Below are 17,774 nucleotides of genomic sequence, written 5' to 3'. Positions count from 1 at the left end.
GGAAGGGGCGGCGATGCGGCGCTTGATCGGCTTGGTGGTGGTTCTGGCCCTGCTTTATGGCGGCTATTGGGCGGTGGGCGCGCAGGCCGTGCGGCGCGGGGCGGCCGCGGCGCTGGAACAGGCGCGAGCCGAAGGCTGGGGCAGCGCCGAGGCCGTCACACTGGCCGGCTTCCCCTCGCGTTTCGATCTGACGCTGCACGCGCCCGAAGTGCGCGACCCGCAGGGCAGTCTGGCCTGGCGTGCCGATCTGGCGCAGGTCTTCGCGCTGAGCTACCGCCCGCAAGAGCTGATCGTGTTCACCCCCACCACCCAGCAGCTGCGGCTGGGCGGGCAGTGGTTCGATCTGACCAACAGCGATCTGCGCGCCTCGGCGGCGGTCGGGCTGGCCGCCAGCCTGCCGCTGAGCCGCGGGACGCTGGTCGGCAAGGATCTGGCGCTGGCTCATGGGACGACACCCGTGCTGGCCGCCTCGGAACTGCGGGCCGCAATCCGTCAGGCGCAGACCGATCCCACGCCCAATGCCTATGATCTGGGGCTTGACCTGCAGCAGCTGGATCTGCCCCGGCACTGGCTGGCCCGGATCGCCCCCCAAACCGATCTGCCGGCGCGGATCGAACGGTTGCACGTGGATGCGACCGCTACGCTCAGCGCGCCGCTCGATCGCACCGCCCCCGCCGCCCCGCCGCAGATCGAGGCGCTGAGCCTGCATGCGGCGGAACTCGACTGGGGCGGGCGCCAGTTGCGCGCCGATGGCACGCTCAGCATTGGCCCGGCGGGCCAGCCCGAAGGCACGATCACCTTTCGCAGCAAGGATTGGCAAAGCTGGCTGGCGCTGGCCGAAGACCTGGGCCTGATCGCCGCGAAGCAGATGCCGATGCTGACGGGCCTTGGCACCTATATGGCGCAGGCGCAGGGGGGGGAACTTGCGGTGCCGCTGGCCTTCCAGAATGGCCGGATGAGCCTGGGCCCGGTGCCGCTTGGCCCCGCGCCGGTGCTGGGTCAGCGGCAGTAAGACCCGCTGCGATAGCGCGCGGTATCGACGTGGATGTGATCCTGATGGAAGCGGTCCGATTTCGGGCCCAGAACCGTTCCGAACGTGCCGCAAGCGGATTTATGCACCGCCTTCATCAGCCTGGGTTCTGACTTCCAGCCCTTGAGCACCGAAATCACCTCGCCATTCGCCAACCGCACCCCGGCCAGATCCAGCGCCCGGCCGCGCCCGTGTTCCGAGATCTTCGCGCCCTTCTGGTTGTTGCGCGGACGACAGGTGTACGAGGCCGCGATCTCCAGCCGGGCCAACCCGCCGCCCTTGCGCCCGACCGCGGGGACGATGCCCTCGTCGACCCAGGTCTTCAGCGCGCGGGCGGTCGCGCAGTCGATCATCGCGGGCGTGGACAGCGGAATCCCCGACACCGCAGTAACCTTGACGCCGTTCTCCAGACCGCAGCCCTTGGCCTTGGCCGGGATCGGCGGGATCGTGACGCCGGTAATCCCCGCCATGCCACAGACCGCCCCGCGCGCACCGGGCTTGCCGGTTTTCACAGGCACGCTGGCGCCCGACATCGCCACCAGCCTGGTCAGATTGGGCTTGGCCAGCGGGCGCAGGCGCGACAGATCCGCGGCCTGCGGCACCTGCACCGTAACCGGCGCCACCGCGGGCGCCGCAACACTGCGGGGATTGGGCAAGGGGCGCCACGAACTCAGCGGAGCCTCGGCCAGTGCAGCCCCGGCCAGCAGGCTCAGCACCAGTGCGGCAAGCCCCGCCCGCATCAGCCGCGCTCGTCCTTGGGGGGCGGCGCACCGCGGCCGAAATCGGGGGCGTCGGTATCCTGCCCCGCCTCGATGATCGAACGGCGGATCGCGCGGGTCCGGGAGAAATAGTCAAACAGCATGTCGCCATCGCCCATGCGGATGGCGCGTTGCAGCATGAACAGTTCCTCGGTGAAACGGCCCAGAATATCGAGCGTCGCATCGCGGTTGGTCAGGAACACATCGCGCCACATCGTCGGGTCAGAGGCCGCGATCCGGGTGAAATCGCGAAAGCCCGAAGCGGAATATTTGATGACTTCGTCCTGAGTCACGCGGCGCAGGTGATCGGCCACGCCGACCATCGTGTAGGCAATCAGGTGCGGTGTATGCGACACCACGGCCAGCACCAGATCGTGGCGGCCAACCTCCATCTCGTCGACATTGGCGCCCATGCCCTGCAAGAAGCCGCGCAGCCGGGCGGTTGCGGCAGCATCGCCCCCTTCCAGCGGCGTCAACAACCACCAGCGGTTGACGAACAGCGTGGCAAAGCCCGCCCGGGGGCCGGAATGCTCGGTCCCGGCTAGCGGGTGACCCGGAATGAAATGCACACCTTCGGGGATATGCGGGCCCACGGCCTCGACCACGGCCTGCTTGACCGAGCCGACATCGGTAACCGTCGCCCCGGGCGCCAGATGCGGGGCGATTTCGGCGGCGATCGCCCCCATCGCGCCCACCGGCACGCACAGCACCACCAGATCGGCGCCCGCGACGGCCTCGGCCGCCGTGTCGAACACCCGGTCCACCAATCCGATTTGCAGCGCGGTCGCCCGGCTTTCGGGCGACTTGGCATGACCTACGACCTCGCCCGCCAGACCTTTCCAGCGGATCGCATGCGCCATCGACGAGGCGATCAGCCCCAGCCCGATCAGCGCGACGCGGTCATAGACCTTGCTCATTTCCCGCCCCCGCCTTGAACAGCCCGATCATATGCGCGACACGGCGGCACGACGGTTCGTCCCCCACCGTGATGCGCAGGCAGTTGGGCAGGTTATACCCGCCCACCCGGCGCACGATCAGCCCCTCGCGTTTCAGGAATTCGTCACAGGCCGTCGCCTCCTCTTCCGAACCGAACCGCGCCAGAATGAAATTCGCGGTCGAGGTATCGGAGGGCACGCCCTTTTCGGCCAGCGCCTCGGCCAGCCAGGCGCGCAGACGGGCGTTGTCGTCGCGGCAACGGTTCACCCAGTCCTGATCGCGCACGGCCGCCTCGGCGGTATCCATCTGCGCGGTGGACAGGTTGAACGGGCCGCGAATGCGGTTCAGAACGTCGATGATCGCGCGCGGGCCATAGCCCCAGCCGATCCGCAGCCCGCCCAGACCATAGATCTTGGAGAACGTCCGGGTCATGAACACGTTGCTCAGCCGCGTGGCCAGCTCGGCGCCGCCGTCATAGCCTTCGACATATTCCGCATAGGCGCTGTCGATCACCAGCAGCGTCTGCTTGGGCAGACCCGCCGCCAGCCGCTCCAGCTCGGCCAGGCCGATCATCGTGCCGGTCGGGTTGTTCGGGTTGGCCAGGAAGACCAGCTTGGTCTTCTTGTTGCAGGCCTTCAGGATCGCATCCAAATCGGTGGTGCGCTCGCGCTCGGGCACGCAAACCGGGGTTGCCCCCGCCGCCATCGTGTAGATCCGATACATCAGGAAGCCGTGTTCGGTGAAGACCACCTCATCCTTGGGTCCGGCATAGGCCTGACACAGGAAGTTGATGATCTCGTCCGAACCGACGCCACAAATGATCCGCGCAGGGTCCAGCCCGTGCACATCGCCGATCGCCTGCCGCAGGCTGGCGTGATCGGTATTGGGATAGCGGTGCAGCTTGTGGACCGCGCGCGAAAACGCTTCGCGCGCCTTGTCCGAGGCGCCGAACGGGTTTTCGTTCGAGCTGAGCTTGATCGCATCGGAGACCCCGGCCACATGCGCGGCCCCACCCTCATACAGGGCGATATCCATAATGCCGGGCTGCGGGCGGATCTGGTCGTTCATGATAATATCCTCAGCTTTGCGCGCTTCTTAGCGGGCGGCGATGCGCATTGCCAGCGCAACTTGCACCCCGTGCGGCAACGCCCGCGGCCCCGTGTCCCTGGCGCCAGCCCCGCACGGCGCGTCGATAGGTAAAACTTGACTCATTCGCACAGCTTCCGCCCCGGCCCCCGCCCGGATTGCGCCACAATTCTCTATGATTTCCTAATGAGATGCATCTGATTTGAGGCCCCTCATGCCCCTGCGCCCCCTCTGCCCCTTGCTCATTGCCGCGCTTCTGGCCGGTTCCCCGGTCGTGGCAGAGCCCGGCTCGACGCTGGAGCGCCTCTATCGCACCCTGCCCGAATCCGCGCGGCTCCGGGCACAGAACGAGCTGGCACGCGCAGATCTGTTCCTGGGCGAGGTGGACGGTGGCTGGAGCCGCAGCCTAGAGCGCGCCCTCAAACGCGGGGCGGAAACCGTGGCGATGCGTTCAGATTCGCATCGCATCCCGAAGTTCAATGACCCCGACGAAACCCGGGCCTATCTGGACGCGCTCAGCTCGGGCAGCCTGTCGGGCCTGCTTTACCGCAATACCTCGTTCTGGGGCTGGCTCACGAGCCCGCCTTTCGAAAGCTGACCGCGCGCCCAATGAAGAAAAAGCCGCCCCAAGGGGCGGCTTTTCGAATTTTGGGGTCGGCGAAGACTGAACGATCAGTTCTTCGCGTAGAATTCGACGACCAGGTTCGGTTCCATCTGCACCGGATAGGGCACGTCGCCCAGAGCCGGGGTGCGCACGAAGGTCGCGGTCATTTTCGAGTGGTCGACTTCCAGATAGTCCGGCACGTCGCGCTCGGCCGACTGGGTGGCTTCCAGCACCACGGCCAGTTGTTTCGAGCGGTCGCGAACGGCGATCACGTCGCCTTCCTTGACGCGGTAGGACGCGATGTTCACGCGCTGGCCGTTCACGGTCACATGGCCGTGGTTCACGAACTGGCGGGCGGCGAAGACGGTCGGCACGAATTTGGCGCGGTAGACGATCGCGTCCAGACGGCGCTCCAGCAGACCGATCAGGTTCTCGCCGGTGTCACCTTTCACACGCTCGGCTTCGGCATAGATGCGACGGAACTGTTTTTCCGTCAGGTCGCCGTAGTAGCCTTTGAGTTTCTGCTTGGCGCGCAGCTGGGTCCCGAAGTCCGACAGCTTGTTCTTGCGGCGCTGGCCGTGCTGGCCCGGGCCGTATTCGCGCTTGTTGACCGGCGACTTGGCGCGGCCCCAGATGTTTTCGCCCATGCGGCGGTCGATTTTGTACTTGGCAGACGTGCGTTTGGTCACGGCTGATCTCCTTCTTTGCGTTTCGAAGGGCGTTGTCCTTTCCCGCCGGCCTTTGGGCAAATGCCCCCGCAAGACCCTTGGGCGACAGGCTTCCCCTTGCGGGGTCCACCAACACCAATGAATAAACCGGCGGCAGGGCGCCACCGGGATGGCGGGCTTATACAGCCGCGCGCGCCGGTGTCAACGCCCTTCGCCGGTTTTCGCCGCGCCCCGCCTCAGGCGGCCAGATCGTGACGCAGGATCGCCGCCTCGGAGGCACGCAGGGCGCGGCGCGCATAAGCGCCATAGCTTTGCGGATCGTCGGCCAGCCGCGGCAACAGCGCCAGCAGATCGCGGCGCTGGTCCTCGGCGATCATCTCCAGCGCGGTCGAGGCCGGATGGAAGCTTTCGGTCTCCATCCCGTTGGCCCACAGCACCTGGTGACGCTCCAGCAGCAGATGGATATAGCGCAGATCGCGCAGCCCCTGTTCGACGCGCACCGCGCCGCCATTGACCAGATCGCAGGCCCGCACCAGAACCTCGGCCTCGTTGAACAGGGCCTGCGCGGCGGGCCCCTTCACCAGCATCCGATGCTGCGGCGAGACCAGCAGATCGCCCGTCGGGCGCCCGATCCCGAAGGCCCCCGCCCGAATCCGCACCGGCCGCAGATGCGGCATCGCATAAAGCCGCGCGCCGCTCATCCGGCGCGACCCGATCCAGCGGATATCCTGCGCGCCATCGTCGCGCGTCATCACCTGATCGCCCGGGCGCAGATCTTCGACGGCGACCGCGCCGCGCGGGGTCTCGATCCGGGTGCCTGGCGTGAAACAGATCACCCCCGGCGCATCGGCCCCGCCCGCCGGCGCGCGCGGATCAAGCGCACAATCGACCACCCACAATTCGCATTCCGTGGGCGGAACCCGCCCCGAAAACAGCAACAGGCGCCCGCGGCCATCAGCCAGCGCAACCAAGGTCACGACATAGGTCTGCAACCCGTCGGTGACGGTAAAGCTTTGATCGGGCGTGGTTTCTTCGGGAGCATCGGCAAGATCGGCACCGCCAAGCGCGGCGCCCATCAGGCGGCGGACCATCCGCGCGGCCCGCACACGGGTTTCCGCCTCGCCCTCAGCCCCGGTCAGGACCAGCAGGTCGCCGGGCCCGTCGACCCGCACCGCCTCACCCCACCATTGCCAACACGCACCCACCATCAACGCGTCAAGAGGCGGCGCCACAACGCCGTCCACCTCTGTTTGTGCCCATGAGATGACAAACGCGCCCTGATAGCCCGTTTTCATTGCCTGTATGTCCTGCCGCCACGTTTTTATGGACCTTCTGGTCCTTGATTACGTCGACGGTAACATGTGCGAATCGGCTTGTGAATCCCTTAAATCCACCCGGGCCGCATTCGGCGGCCCGGCGGGCACCCCGATCAGAAGTTCACCCGCGCGCGCAACCCGCCCAGGATTTGCCCCTCGGGCTGGCCGACATATTCCTCGGACAACCAGGTCAGACCGTAGAACACACCGACGAAGCCGATCCGGGTCGAGACACCCGCCCGCAACCGGCTGCGGGTCTTTTCAGGCTCGACACCGTCGGCCGCGGGGAAATAGACGCTGTCGAAGACCCGCGCGATATCACCGCCCAGCACGAAAGACGTGTTGCCACCACCTTCGCCAGAAACCCCGACATAGCGATGCCCGGTCACGTCGTCGCGCAGCCACAGCGCGCCCGTTTCACGCGCCCCGAAGCTGAAATCGGCGCCCGCGCGCAGATAGGTCTCATCACCCGCCCGCGCCTCGGCGAAGGGGCGCAGCTCGCCCCCGGCCAGATCGAACCCGCGCCCGATCTCGGCGCTGAGCGTGGGATACAGATGGTTCGGCAGCTGATCCTCGGCCACCACCACGCGCGGCGCGCTGAACAGATCGTGCAGATCCTTGTGCAGCGTGGCAATGCCGGTCGCAGGGCCCACGGCGGTCACGCCAAAGCCCAGACGGGTCTCGACCCCGCGCACGTCAAAATAGGTGTTGGCCGCCACATTCAGCCGACCGACATAGCGGCGATCGCCCGCAGGCGGGTTGCGCAGCCGCGACGGCGCGATGATCGACCCACCGAAACGGTATTCCATGATGTCGAAGGGCCGCGTCGGCAAGGCCCCGTCCCAGCCCGTGCCCCGCACGAAGCTGAGCGAATAGCCCCCGGTCTGCCAGCGGTCGTCACCATCACCGAAATAGTCGTTGTAGAAGAACCGGCCCACGCCCAGCAACTGACGCTCGCCTTCGGCCTGCGCCGGATGCGCCAAGGCGGCCAGACCAGCCAAAAAGAGCGGAACAAGGGCCCGAAGGCCCGAAAAAGAAGGGGTGCGCATCTGTCATCCTGCCCGGTGTTATTGTCGCTCCCGCAGCGCGGGTTACCGTTCGTTTACCACCCTATTCCGCGCAAATCAGGCGAAAATACGACCGGGTCTGCAAATTCCGTCCCGGAAAAACAAAAGGCACCCCACAGGGTGCCTTTGCCTGATGCGCAAGCGCGGTGCGGCTCAGTCCTTCGCGCGCTCGACATAAGAGTTGTCGGCGGTGTTGATGACGATGCGGGTGCCCGCACCGATATGCGGCGGCACCATCACGCGGATGCCCCCGGTGCAGGTTGCGGGCTTGTAAGAGGACGAGGCGGTCTGCCCCTTCACGACCGGCTCGGTTTCCTCGACCTCGACGGTGACTTTCTGCGGCAGTTCCATCGACAGCGCCACGCCCTGGTGCATCAGCAGCCAGACGCGAATCCCGTCGCGCAGGTGAACCTTGGCATCGCCCACCACGTCTTCGCTGACGGTGATCTGCTCGTAGCTTTGCGGGTTCATGAAGTGGAAGCCTTCGCCGTCTTCATAGAGGAAATCGAATTCCTCTTCGTCAACATGCGCCTTTTCCACGCTGTCGACGGTCCGCCAGCGTTCGTTCACCTTCACACCGTCGGAAATGCGGCGCATCTCGACCTGGGTGACCGAGTTCCCCTTGCCGGGGTGGATGTTTTCGGCGGTCAGCACGACATGCAGCACGCCGTTCAGGTCGATGACATTGCCCTTGCGGATCGAAGAGGCGATCACTTTAGCCATAATGACGGTCCTTGATTGTTCCTGAGACAGGCTCTGGCGCCCGGATGGCGAAGCGCCTAAACCATCCGCGACGCAATTTCCAGAGAAAAGCCCACGCATGACCCAGACCCCCTGGTGGCACCCCGACCGTCACACCGACCGCCGCCCCGCCCTGCTGGCACGCAACCGGATTCAGGGCGCGCTGCGCGGCTGGCTGGCCGACGAAGGGTTTCTGGAGGTCGACCCCTGCGCGCTGCAGATCAGCCCGGGCAACGAGGCGCATCTGCACGCCTTCCAGACCCAGGCGATCGGCAACGACGGGCTGGCGCATCCGATGTATCTGCACACCAGCCCCGAATTCGCGATGAAGAAGCTGCTGGCGGCGGGCGAAACCCGGATCGCGGCCTTCGCCCATGTCTGGCGCAACCGCGAGCGGGGCGCGCTGCACAGCCCGGAATTCACCATGCTGGAATGGTATCGCGTGGGCCAGGACTATACCGTGCTGATGGACGACTGCGCGGCGATGCTGCGGCTTGCCGCCCGGGCGGCGGGGGTCGAGGTGCTGCGCTATCGTGACCAGACCTGCGACCCTTTCGCCCCGCCCGAGCGGCTGTCGGTGGCCGAGGCCTTCACGCGCCATGCGGGCATAGACCTGCTGGCAACCTGCGATGGCGCTGAAACCGACGCCGATGCCCTGCGTGCTCAGTGCCGCGCGGCAGGGATCTCGATGCGCGACGATGACACCTGGTCGCTGATGCTGTCCAAGGTGCTGGTCGAGAAGGTCGAACCGCATCTGGGCCATGGCCGCGCAACCGTGCTGGACCGCTACCCCGCCGCCGAGGCGGCACTCGCCCGCCCCGCCCCCGATGACGCCCGGGTGGCAGAGCGGTTCGAACTTTACGCCTGCGGGGTGGAACTGGCCAATGGCTTTGGCGAGCTGACCAATGCCGCCGAACAGCGCCGCCGCTTCATGCTGGAAATGGAGGAAAAACATCGGATCTATGGCGAGAGCTACCCGCTGGACGAAGATTTCCTTGCCGCGCTTGATCTGATGCCTGCGGCCAGCGGCATCGCGCTCGGCTTCGACCGGCTTGTGATGCTGGCCACCGCGGCGCCGCGGATCGACGATGTGATCTGGGCGCCGGTCGCCGGTTAAGCGGCGTGATCGCGCAGGGTTTCCAGCGCGATCACCTGCAAGGCCCGCCGATGCGTAGCCGCCAGAACCACACGCGGCGCGCAGCCTTCGTCCTGTGCTTCGAGCCAGCGCGCGGCACACAGGCACCACCGATCGCCGGGGACCAGACCCGGGAAATCGAATTCCGGGCGCGGGGTGCTCAGGTCATTGCCGATATAGGCCGACCAGACCAGGAATTCGGCCGTCACGATCACGCAGACGGTGTGGCTGCCCGCGTCCTCCCAACAGGTGTTGCAATGCCCGTCACGGAAAAACCCGGTGCGCGGGGTCATGGAACAAGGCTGCAACACCCCGCCCAAGACATTGACTGCCGGTTCCATTTCCATGCGTGCCTCCGCCCGTTGCAGCGCCCTCAGGGGGCAGGCGCGCGCCAGTCGACCCAGCGGCCGTGGAAATCCGCGCGCCCGAAGTCCAGCGTTTCACCCCCGGGCCACAGCGTCAAGCGCAGTGCCGCCCCGGGCGCGGCGCCGTCTGCCTCCATCCCGAAATGCGCCAGCGGGGCCGTGGCACTGGCCGCAGCCCCCGCCCGGTCCAGCGCGGCCGCGCAGCGCGCCTGCACCGCAGGCGGGAAATATTGCCAGGCGACGGTGTGGCAGACCAGATGCAGCGCGCCAGGGTGCGGCACGGCCAGCCGCGCCTCCAGCCAGTCGGCGGCATCGGCGCGGGCGACCGGCGCGGGATCGGCGGCCAAGGCATCCAGCCCGGCGCGGGTGCGCGCCAGCCGGTCGGCCTGATCGGCCCAGATGTAGGACAACAGCCGCAGCCGATCCGCAACCGGGTCGAGCGGGTTCAAATCTGCCCCCGCCCGCGCCACGACCCGGGGCTGCGCGACCGGCGGCAACGCGCCCTGCCAATCGGGGGCAAGGCGCGCGACCGGGTCGGCCGCACCGAAGCTTTCCCCCCGCAGATCAAGCGCATAGCGATCCCAGATCAGATTGAGCCCGGCGCTCGCCCCCAGTTCGGACAGAACCAGCGGCAGGCCAAACCGCGCGGTCAGCCACTGGCCCAGTGCGATCAGCGGGCCCGAGCGGCGCATCTCGTTCGTTTGCGGCGGGCTGTCGAGGTAGTGATCGACAAACGCGGCCTCGGTCTGCAGCACTGCGGCCATCGGCGCGATCAGATCGGCAGCGGCCCGGCCCTGCGGCGCATTGTAGGCAGGTGTCAGCGGCCCGGCACGCCCGCGCAGATGCAACGCATGCAGTGCCCCCGCTAGCCGCAGCGGCAGTGAATGCCCCGAGGGGCCGATGTCGCCGCTGAAGGCCTGCAGCCGCGCGGCCAGCGCGGGCGGCACCTGCCCCGCTTGCCACAGATGGGCAAAGGCCCGCAGCACCGCGGCCGTGAAGGGCGATCCCAGATCGGTGCAGGCCAGTGCCTGACGCTCCAACGCTTCGGGCAGGGTCTGAACCATTGTCACCTCTTCGCTTGTCTGGGCGGCCCAGCCCGCCACCTGAACGCTAAGCGCGGGTGCAGGTGGCCGCCGCACAGGCCGCAGCATGCCCGTCCTCCGCGCCCCGATCAAGTCGGGCGCAGCGATCCGCAGGGACGCCGAGACAGAGCGCGTCAGTAGATATAGCGGATCTGATCGGTCCAGTAGCGTTCCATCCGGCGCAGGGTGCGGTTCATGTCGTCCATCGCGTCGAACCCGATCACACCGCGCTGTTCCATGCCCTGAGCGTGCCGTTCGAACAGGTCGGCCACCGCATCGCGCAAGCTGCGCCCCTTGGCCGTCAGCCGCACCCGGACCGACCGGCGGTCGATTTCGCAGCGCTGGTGATGCATATAGCCGCAATCCACCAGCTTTTTCAGGTTATAGGACACGTTCGAACCCTGATAATAGCCGCGCGTCTTCAACTCGCCCGCGGTCACCTCATGCTCGCCAACGTTGAACAACAGCAGCGCCTGCACCGGGTTGATTTCCAAAATCCCCAGTCGTTCGAATTCGTCCTTGATCACGTCCAGAAGCAGCCGATGCAGCCGTTCTACCAAGGACAGGCTATCAAGATAGCCTGCCATGAGACCGGGCTGCGCGGCGTCTTTCACCGCCTCCGGCCCGGGCACCTTCACTGGGGTCTGAAAAGTCATTCATTTCTCCGCCGATCTCGCTACCCAAGGCGAAAATGGCGGAAAAACACCAACGTTCGGTTAAGCGCCGAAAATTTCCTGTGAATCTGTCACAAATCCCCGGCACCCATGCCGTGCCGGGCTCAGCCGCGGGCGTGGCGTGCCTTGGCGAAGGCGGAAATTTCGCTCAGCAGATCAAGGTATTGCGCCGGGCAAGGCTGCGCGCCCGAAACCCAGGGATACAGATCCTGATCGTTTTCTTCGAGCAGCAGATCATACAGGTCCAGCGCCGCCGCATCCATCCCGGCCAGCCGTTCATCCGCCCAGGGGCCCAGGATCAGGTCCATTTCCTTGGTGCCGCGCCGCCAGCTGCGCATCCGCATCCGCTTCAGCCGTGCGTCCATCGTCTCGGTCATTCCAGCCCCTCCGCCATCAGCTTGCGCTCCAACCGGCCCAGCCGCGCATCCAGTTCCTCGACGACCGAGCGGATGGCACGGATTTCGCGCACCGTCTCGCGCACCGTTTCCGCCTCTTCCCGCGCCTCGGGCGGCGCGTCAAGCCCTTCGCCCTGCCCCGTCAGCAGCCACATCAGCGACACACTGAGCATCCCCGCCAGCATCTGCAGCCGATTGGCGCGCGGGTCGGCCGCGTCGTCTTCCCAGCTTTGCAGGGTTTCCAGACGAACGCCCAGCCGCTCGGCCAGTTCGGGTTGGCTCAGCCCTGCGGCCTCGCGCGCCCCTGCCAGCCGGTCCCCGAAGGTCGCCTGTTCGGCGCCATACCAATCTTCGCCCATCTCCGCCCCTCTTTCACTTGAATTCCACGGACCGCAGCGTAAGACATGCATCCGGCAGATACAAACCGGAGCTTCCCCATGGCCTTCCTTTCCGACACCCTCGCCCGCGTGAAACCCTCGCCCACCATCGCGGTGACCAACAAGGCGCGCGAGCTGAAGGAGGCCGGGCGCGACGTGATCGGCCTGGGCGCGGGCGAACCCGATTTCGATACGCCCGAGAACATCAAGGCCGCGGCGATTGCGGCGATCGAGGCGGGCAAGACGAAATACACCGCCGTCGACGGCATCCCGGAGCTGAAGAAAGCGATCTGCGAGAAATTCGCGCGCGAAAACGGGCTGAGCTACAAGCCTTCGCAGATCACCGTGGGGTCGGGCGGCAAGCAGGTGCTCTATAATGCGCTGGTGGCCACGCTGAACCCGGGCGATGAGGTGATTATCCCCGCGCCCTATTGGGTCAGCTATCCCGATATGGTGCTGCTGGCCGGCGGCACGCCGGTCTTCGTGACCGGCCCGATGGAGACCGGCTACAAGATCACCGCCGAACAGCTGGAAGCGGCGATCACGCCGAACACCAAGTGGTTCATCTTCAACTCGCCCTCGAACCCCTCGGGCGCGGGCTACAGCCATGACGAGCTGAAGGCGCTGACCGATGTGCTGATGCGTCACCCGCAGGTCTGGGTGATGTCCGATGACATGTATGAACATCTGGTTTTCGGCGATTTCAAATTCGTGACCCCTGCGCAGGTGGAACCGGGCCTCTATGACCGCACGCTGACCTGCAACGGCGTGTCCAAGGCCTATGCGATGACCGGCTGGCGCATCGGCTATGCCGGCGGGCCCGAGGCGCTGATCAAGGCGATCGGCAAGGTGCAGTCGCAATCCACCTCGAACCCCTGTTCGATTTCGCAATTTGCCGCGGTCGAAGCGCTGAACGGCCCGCAGGACTACATCGCCGAAAGCCGCGTGGCGTTCGAACGCCGCCGCGATCTGGTGGTGGCCGCGCTCAACACCTGCCCGGGGATCAGCTGCCCCACCCCCGAAGGCGCGTTTTACGTCTACCCTTCGATTGCGGGCTGCATCGGCAAGACCTCGGCCGCGGGCACGCAGATCACCGATGACGAGGCTTTCGCCAGCGCGCTGCTGGAAGAAACCGGCGTGGCGGTGGTGTTCGGCGCGGCCTTCGGCCTTTCGCCCAACTTCCGCATCAGCTACGCTACCTCGGACGCGGCCCTGACCGAGGCCTGCGCACGGATCAAGACCTTCTGCGAAGGCTTGAAATAAGGGGCGAGGGCCAGATGGCGGGCGATCTGCCGGAGTATTATTTCCGCATCCGCGAGAATGGCGCGGCGGTGTTTCGGGTCGATACCGAAAACCGCCAGCGCCGGATCGAGATGGATCAGATCGCCGTCGTCAACATCCGCAATGGCGAGATCAAAGCGCAGGGCGACCGGGTGCTGAGCCCGGCCGATCTGGCCGAGATCGAGGGCTGGATGGCGCGGCGCGTGGCGCTGCTGGCGCAGCGCGATATCGACGACATTCACCGCGCGGTCGATTATCTGAACCTGACGACGCATTGGGTGCAATCGAAGGCCAGCGATGCGCAGCTGGACGATGTGACCGACGCGCTGCTGCTGGCGATGCACGATCTGCGCACGGTTCTGGTGCGCAAGAAGGCCGAACGGCTGATGAAGGCCCAGCCCGAGGACGAAGCCTGACCCCCGACCTGTGCGCAGCTGTCGCACCGATCACGCTGGACGCTCTGCAGGGGCGGGACTACTGCGAAGACATCAACGGCAGGAGGCACTGATGCCGCATATCGCGATTCTCGGCTCTGGCTTTGCGGCCCTCACAACGGTGCGCGCCTTGCGCCGCCGCGGCGTCGACGCAGAGATCACCGTCATCTCGCCGCGCGACGCGCTGCACTACCTGCCCTCGACGATCTGGATTCCCGCCGGGCTACGCAAGGCGGACGCACTGCGCCTGCCGCTGGTCCGGTTCTTTGCCCGCCACAAGGTGCGGTTCATTCAGGCCTCGGTCACCGGGCTGCGCGCCGCCACGCGCGAAATCGACACCGACGCGGGCGAGACGATCCGCGCCGATCATATCGTGATCGCGGCGGGCGGGCGGTTCCTGCGCAAGCTGCCCGGCATCGAGAACGCAATCATCCCCTGCGAAGGCATTGCCGCCGCCGAGGCGATGACCGAGCGGCTGGGTGCGCTGGAAGGCGGCACCATCGCCATCGGCATGGCGACCAACCCCGCCGAGCCGGGCGCGATGCGCGGCGGGCCGATGTTCGAATATCTGTTCATCCTGGATACGCTGCTGCGCCGTCAGGGCCGGCGCGATCGGTTCCGGCTGGTGTTCTTCTCGCCCGCGCCCCGGCCCGGCAACCGGCTGGGCGAAAAGGCGGTCGACGGGCTATTGAAGGAAATGGCGAAACGCGGGATCGACACCCATCTGGGCCACAAGATGGTGCGGATCGACCCCGACCGCGTGGTGACCGAGGGCGGCGAAATTCCCGCCGATCTGATCCTGTTCCAGCCCGGCATGACCGGCCCCGTCTGGTTCGAGAATACCGACCTGCCGATGAGCCCGGGCAAGATGGTGCAGGCCGATGCGCTGTGCCGTGTGGCGGGGTTCGAAGGTGTCTGGGTTGCGGGCGACAGCGGCAGCTATCCGGGGCCGGAATGGCTACCGAAACAGGCGCATCAGGCCGATCTGCAGGCGCAGGCCGTGGCCGCCAATATCGCCGCGATGCTGAAGGGCGATCTGCCGCGCACCGAATTCCGGGCCGAGCTTATCTGCATCATGGACAGTCTGGACAAGGGAATGCTGGTGTTCCGGCGCGGCAATCTGAACATCGTCCTGCCTGCGCTGAAACCGCTGCACTGGCTGAAACGGATGTTCGAAAACCACTACCTGCGCGTCTACCGCTAGCTCAGGCGCAACCAGGGCCCGCGCCAGAAGCGCACGATCAGCGTCAGCCCGACGCAGGCCAGCCCGATCACCAGGCCCAGCCACAGCCCGACCCCGCCGTAACCGAACTGGAACGCCAGCAGATAGCTAGACGGCATGCCGATCAGCCAATAGCCCGATCCGGCAACCCACATCGGCACCCGCGTGTCATGCACCCCGCGCAGCAGCCCCAGTGCCATGACCTGCGTTGCATCGAACAACTGAAACAGCGCCGCAACCGCCAGCAACCGCGTGCCGAAGGCCAGGATCTCGGCACTGTCGGGATTGTCCAGATCCAGAAACGCCCCGATCAGCAGCTGCGGCAGCCCCAGAAACAGCCCGATCGTCGCCACCCCGAACAGCGCCGACATCGCCAGCGCCACCACCGCCCCGTCGCGCAGCCGCACCGCATCGCGCGCGCCAAAGGCCCGCCCGGTGCGCACCGTTGCGGCATTGGACAGGCCCATATGCACCATGAACGTCAGCGAGGCGAGTTCCAACGCGATGCCATGCGCGGCCAGTTGCACCGTGCCGATCCAGCCCATCATCAGCGCCGAGGCCTGAAACAGCCCCGCCTCGAACAGCGAGGTCAGCCCGATCGGCAGGCCCAGCCGGGCCACCGCGAAGAAGGCTTCCCAATCGGGTTTCCAGAACCGCTGCAACAGATTGAAGCGTTGCAGCGCGGGCACCCGCACCGCATAGATCATCAGCAAGGAAGCCGTGGAGATCTGCACCAGAACCGAGGCCAGCGCCGCACCGCGCACGCCCATTTCCGGCGCGCCCAGATTGCCGAAGATCAGCACCCAGTTCAGCGCGACGTTCAACGCCAACCCCCAGAGCGTGACCCACATCACCACCTGCGTGCGCTCCAGCGCGCTCAGATAGGCCTTGAGCACCGCGATCACCAGCGCGGGCACCATGCCCCACATCGCCACGCGCAGATAATCCTGCGCCAGATCGGCCAGCGCCGGGTCTTGGCCAAGCGCGCGCAGCACCGGGCCCGAAACCGCCATCACCGGGATCACCGCGCAGGCAAAGATCAGCGACAGCCACAATCCCATGCGCGCATCGCGCCGCACCTGCACCTCGTCGCCCGCGCCCATGGCCGCGGAAATCCGCCCCATCAGCGCATAGGAAAACCCGGAGCCCAGGATGAACAGAAAGAAGAAATAGCTCGACCCCAGCACGACCGAGGCCAGTTCCGGCACGCCATACCAGCCCAGCATGATCGTATCGGTCACATGCAGCGACATCTGCGCAAGGTTCGAACCGATCAGCGGCAGCCCCAGCGCCAGAAGCGTGCGGGCATGGGCGGCATAGCTGAGCCGCGCGGGCGCAAGAGAGGTGTGCAGGGAGGTCATGACCGGACGCTAGCGCCGCCCCGCGCCAAGGTCCAGTGCCCGCGCGCCCCTGCCGTCAGATGACGGGCGGGCGCCTCAGCGCCGCTTGCGGCCGGTAATCATCGGGGTGACCAGATCTTCGCGCTTCCAGAAGCGGTAAAAGAAGATCGCGCCCACATGCAGCACCACCAGCGCCAGCAACACGACGCCCAGCTTGTGGTGCATGCCCAACGCCCAGCGGTTCCACGCGGTCGAGACCTGTTCGGCCAGCGGCCCGGTGTTGATGTAATCCTCGGGGTCGACGATCAGCCCGGTCGCGACCTGTGCAGCCAGCACCGACAGCAGCGCCACCACCGACCAGCCGCCCAGCGGGTTGTGCCCCGCCGCACCCGACGCCTTGCGCGCGCCCAGCGTCCGGGCATAGGCGATCACCGCGCCGGGCCCCTTGATGAAGGTGACAAATCGCGCATTGCGCGGCCCGATCAGCCCCCAGATCAGCCGGAACACCAGCAGCGCCGCCACCGTGTAGCCCGCCCAGAAATGCAGCGTCATCTTCAGCGGCCCGAAATGGCCCAGCAGCCAGCCCCCCGTCACCGCCAGCACCAGCAGCCAGTGAAAGGCCCGCAGCGCCGGGTCCCAGATTTGCGGATTGTCGTCAGCGGGGCGGGGCGGGGTATCGGTCATGGCAAAATCCGTCGAGACAAAGGCCCGGGCCGCGACGGCCCGGGCAAGAGGTGTGAAGCGGCAGGATTATTCCGGCACGCGATAGTCGTCGTGGCAGGCCTTGCAGGTGCCGCCGAACTTGCCGAAGGCAGCACCAAAGGCAGCGGCATCGCCCGTGGCCGATGCGGCGATCAACTCGGCCCCGGCCTCGTGCATGGCTTTGCCCTTGGCGCCGAAATCTTCCATGTTCGTCCAGATCTTGGCCATCGCGCGGGTCTTGCCCGGGAATTCGGCATCAGACGTGCCTTCGGCGAAAAGCGGGGCGGTGTCGGTCGCCAGAATCGCCTCGAGCTTCGCGGTTTCGGCCTTGGCGGCCTCGGCGTCGAAGGATTTCGCGATCCCGCCCATCGCCTTGGTCACGCCGCCAAGCGACTTGAAATAGGCCTGGCGGGCTTCGATCGTGGCCATCGGATCGGCGAAGGCAGCCCCTGCGATCAGGGCGGCGGGAAGGGCGGCAAGAAGAACTTTGCGCATAGGTGTCTCCGTCAAATGGAACAGGTTATCCGGCCCGGCCGTCAAACGACCGCCCCGGTTGGCACC

21 protein-coding genes are annotated in these 17,774 nt (G+C 66.5%); 6 read left to right on the top strand and 15 right to left on the bottom strand.

Features of this window, described 5'->3' with window-relative positions; genetic code table 11:
- Positions 1-13: 13 nt before the first annotated feature.
- On the top strand, positions 14-1,012 hold the full coding sequence (locus P2G62_RS11565) for a DUF2125 domain-containing protein (RefSeq protein WP_275735054.1): 999 nt from the start codon (positions 14-16) through the stop codon (positions 1,010-1,012).
- Here the strand turns inward: P2G62_RS11565 and P2G62_RS11560 are convergent.
- From P2G62_RS11560 to hisC, 3 genes are read right to left on the bottom strand one after another with little or no spacing between them, the layout of a single operon-like run.
- A complete protein-coding gene (locus tag P2G62_RS11560; RefSeq protein ID WP_275735053.1) occupies positions 1,000-1,770 on the bottom strand; it encodes an extensin family protein in 771 nt (256 codons plus the stop codon). The genes P2G62_RS11565 and P2G62_RS11560 overlap by 13 nt on opposite strands.
- Positions 1,770-2,705, bottom strand: coding sequence for a prephenate/arogenate dehydrogenase family protein (locus P2G62_RS11555; RefSeq protein ID WP_275735052.1), 936 nt, complete (start codon positions 2,703-2,705; stop codon positions 1,770-1,772). Before P2G62_RS11555 ends, P2G62_RS11560 begins: the two co-directional genes overlap by 1 nt.
- Complete coding sequence (gene hisC / locus P2G62_RS11550) at positions 2,689-3,792, bottom strand: histidinol-phosphate transaminase (RefSeq protein ID WP_275735051.1); 1,104 nt, start codon at positions 3,790-3,792, stop codon at positions 2,689-2,691. Before hisC ends, P2G62_RS11555 begins: the two co-directional genes overlap by 17 nt.
- A gap of 232 nt (positions 3,793-4,024) precedes the next feature.
- Here hisC and P2G62_RS11545 point away from each other — a divergent pair, with 232 nt between their 5' ends.
- Positions 4,025-4,408 (top strand): hypothetical protein, encoded by a 384-nt coding sequence (locus P2G62_RS11545; RefSeq protein ID WP_275735050.1) that lies wholly within the window; start codon positions 4,025-4,027, stop codon positions 4,406-4,408.
- 74 nt (positions 4,409-4,482) lie between these two features.
- Here P2G62_RS11545 and rpsD read toward each other — a convergent pair whose 3' ends face one another.
- From rpsD to efp, 4 genes are all read right to left on the bottom strand, one after another.
- Entirely contained in the window at positions 4,483-5,103 is a 621-nt protein-coding gene (rpsD, locus tag P2G62_RS11540; protein WP_275735049.1) for a 30S ribosomal protein S4, read from the bottom strand.
- Positions 5,104-5,318: 215 nt separating this feature from the next.
- Entirely contained in the window at positions 5,319-6,377 is a 1,059-nt protein-coding gene (locus P2G62_RS11535) for a Hint domain-containing protein (RefSeq protein ID WP_275735048.1), read from the bottom strand.
- Positions 6,378-6,511: 134 nt separating this feature from the next.
- The gene (locus P2G62_RS11530; RefSeq protein WP_275735047.1) at positions 6,512-7,447 is read right to left on the bottom strand and encodes a lipid A-modifier LpxR family protein; all 936 of its coding nucleotides are present in this window, start codon (positions 7,445-7,447) and stop codon (positions 6,512-6,514) included.
- A 171-nt stretch (positions 7,448-7,618) separates the two neighbouring features.
- On the bottom strand, positions 7,619-8,188 hold the full coding sequence (gene efp / locus P2G62_RS11525; protein WP_275735046.1) for an elongation factor P: 570 nt from the start codon (positions 8,186-8,188) through the stop codon (positions 7,619-7,621).
- A gap of 97 nt (positions 8,189-8,285) precedes the next feature.
- Here efp and epmA point away from each other — a divergent pair, with 97 nt between their 5' ends.
- Positions 8,286-9,323 carry an EF-P lysine aminoacylase EpmA gene (gene epmA / locus P2G62_RS11520; RefSeq protein WP_275735045.1) on the top strand — a complete coding sequence of 346 codons (1,038 nt, stop codon included), beginning with the start codon at positions 8,286-8,288 and terminating at the stop codon, positions 9,321-9,323.
- On the opposite strand, the gene P2G62_RS11515 is transcribed toward epmA, so the two are convergent.
- The 5 genes from P2G62_RS11515 to P2G62_RS11495 form a co-directional block, all read right to left on the bottom strand.
- Positions 9,320-9,688, bottom strand: a complete 369-nt coding sequence (locus tag P2G62_RS11515; RefSeq protein ID WP_275735044.1) for a DUF2237 domain-containing protein — start codon at positions 9,686-9,688, stop codon at positions 9,320-9,322. The two genes, epmA and P2G62_RS11515, sit on opposite strands and share 4 nt — an antisense overlap.
- A 26-nt stretch (positions 9,689-9,714) precedes the next feature.
- Positions 9,715-10,770 (bottom strand): DUF2332 family protein, encoded by a 1,056-nt coding sequence (locus tag P2G62_RS11510; RefSeq protein WP_275735043.1) that lies wholly within the window; start codon positions 10,768-10,770, stop codon positions 9,715-9,717.
- A gap of 152 nt (positions 10,771-10,922) precedes the next feature.
- The gene (locus P2G62_RS11505) at positions 10,923-11,375 is read right to left on the bottom strand and encodes a winged helix DNA-binding protein (protein WP_275735206.1); all 453 of its coding nucleotides are present in this window, start codon (positions 11,373-11,375) and stop codon (positions 10,923-10,925) included.
- A 191-nt stretch (positions 11,376-11,566) separates the two neighbouring features.
- On the bottom strand, positions 11,567-11,839 hold the full coding sequence (locus P2G62_RS11500) for a succinate dehydrogenase assembly factor 2 (protein WP_275735042.1): 273 nt from the start codon (positions 11,837-11,839) through the stop codon (positions 11,567-11,569).
- Positions 11,836-12,216, bottom strand: coding sequence for a helix-turn-helix domain-containing protein (locus tag P2G62_RS11495; RefSeq protein ID WP_275735041.1), 381 nt, complete (start codon positions 12,214-12,216; stop codon positions 11,836-11,838). The genes P2G62_RS11500 and P2G62_RS11495 overlap by 4 nt, the downstream gene beginning before the upstream one ends.
- A 78-nt stretch (positions 12,217-12,294) precedes the next feature.
- Here P2G62_RS11495 and P2G62_RS11490 point away from each other — a divergent pair, with 78 nt between their 5' ends.
- The 3 genes from P2G62_RS11490 to P2G62_RS11480 all read left to right on the top strand — a co-directional run bounded on the left by P2G62_RS11490 (position 12,295) and on the right by P2G62_RS11480 (position 15,153).
- On the top strand, positions 12,295-13,497 hold the full coding sequence (locus P2G62_RS11490; protein WP_275735040.1) for a pyridoxal phosphate-dependent aminotransferase: 1,203 nt from the start codon (positions 12,295-12,297) through the stop codon (positions 13,495-13,497).
- Between the two features lie 14 nt (positions 13,498-13,511).
- The gene (locus tag P2G62_RS11485; RefSeq protein WP_275735039.1) at positions 13,512-13,931 is read left to right on the top strand and encodes a hypothetical protein; all 420 of its coding nucleotides are present in this window, start codon (positions 13,512-13,514) and stop codon (positions 13,929-13,931) included.
- Positions 13,932-14,022: 91 nt separating this feature from the next.
- On the top strand, positions 14,023-15,153 hold the full coding sequence (locus P2G62_RS11480; protein ID WP_275735038.1) for an FAD-dependent oxidoreductase: 1,131 nt from the start codon (positions 14,023-14,025) through the stop codon (positions 15,151-15,153).
- Here P2G62_RS11480 and P2G62_RS11475 read toward each other — a convergent pair.
- From P2G62_RS11475 to P2G62_RS11465, 3 genes are all read right to left on the bottom strand, one after another.
- Positions 15,150-16,532: an MATE family efflux transporter gene (locus P2G62_RS11475; protein WP_275735037.1), complete on the bottom strand. Its 1,383-nt coding sequence runs from the start codon at positions 16,530-16,532 to the stop codon at positions 15,150-15,152. The genes P2G62_RS11480 and P2G62_RS11475 overlap by 4 nt on opposite strands.
- 75 nt (positions 16,533-16,607) lie before the next feature.
- On the bottom strand, positions 16,608-17,195 hold the full coding sequence (locus tag P2G62_RS11470) for a cytochrome b/b6 domain-containing protein (protein ID WP_275735036.1): 588 nt from the start codon (positions 17,193-17,195) through the stop codon (positions 16,608-16,610).
- 66 nt (positions 17,196-17,261) lie between these two features.
- Positions 17,262-17,708 (bottom strand): cytochrome c, encoded by a 447-nt coding sequence (locus P2G62_RS11465; protein WP_275735035.1) that lies wholly within the window; start codon positions 17,706-17,708, stop codon positions 17,262-17,264.
- Positions 17,709-17,774 lie beyond the last annotated feature (66 nt).

The sequence above is a fragment of the Paenirhodobacter sp. CAU 1674 genome (assembly GCF_029222945.1).
In the GTDB taxonomy this organism is placed as follows: domain Bacteria; phylum Pseudomonadota; class Alphaproteobacteria; order Rhodobacterales; family Rhodobacteraceae; genus Rhodobacter.
Note: the sequence above shows the minus strand (reverse complement) of the source record. Positions and strands in the feature narration are given on the sequence as shown.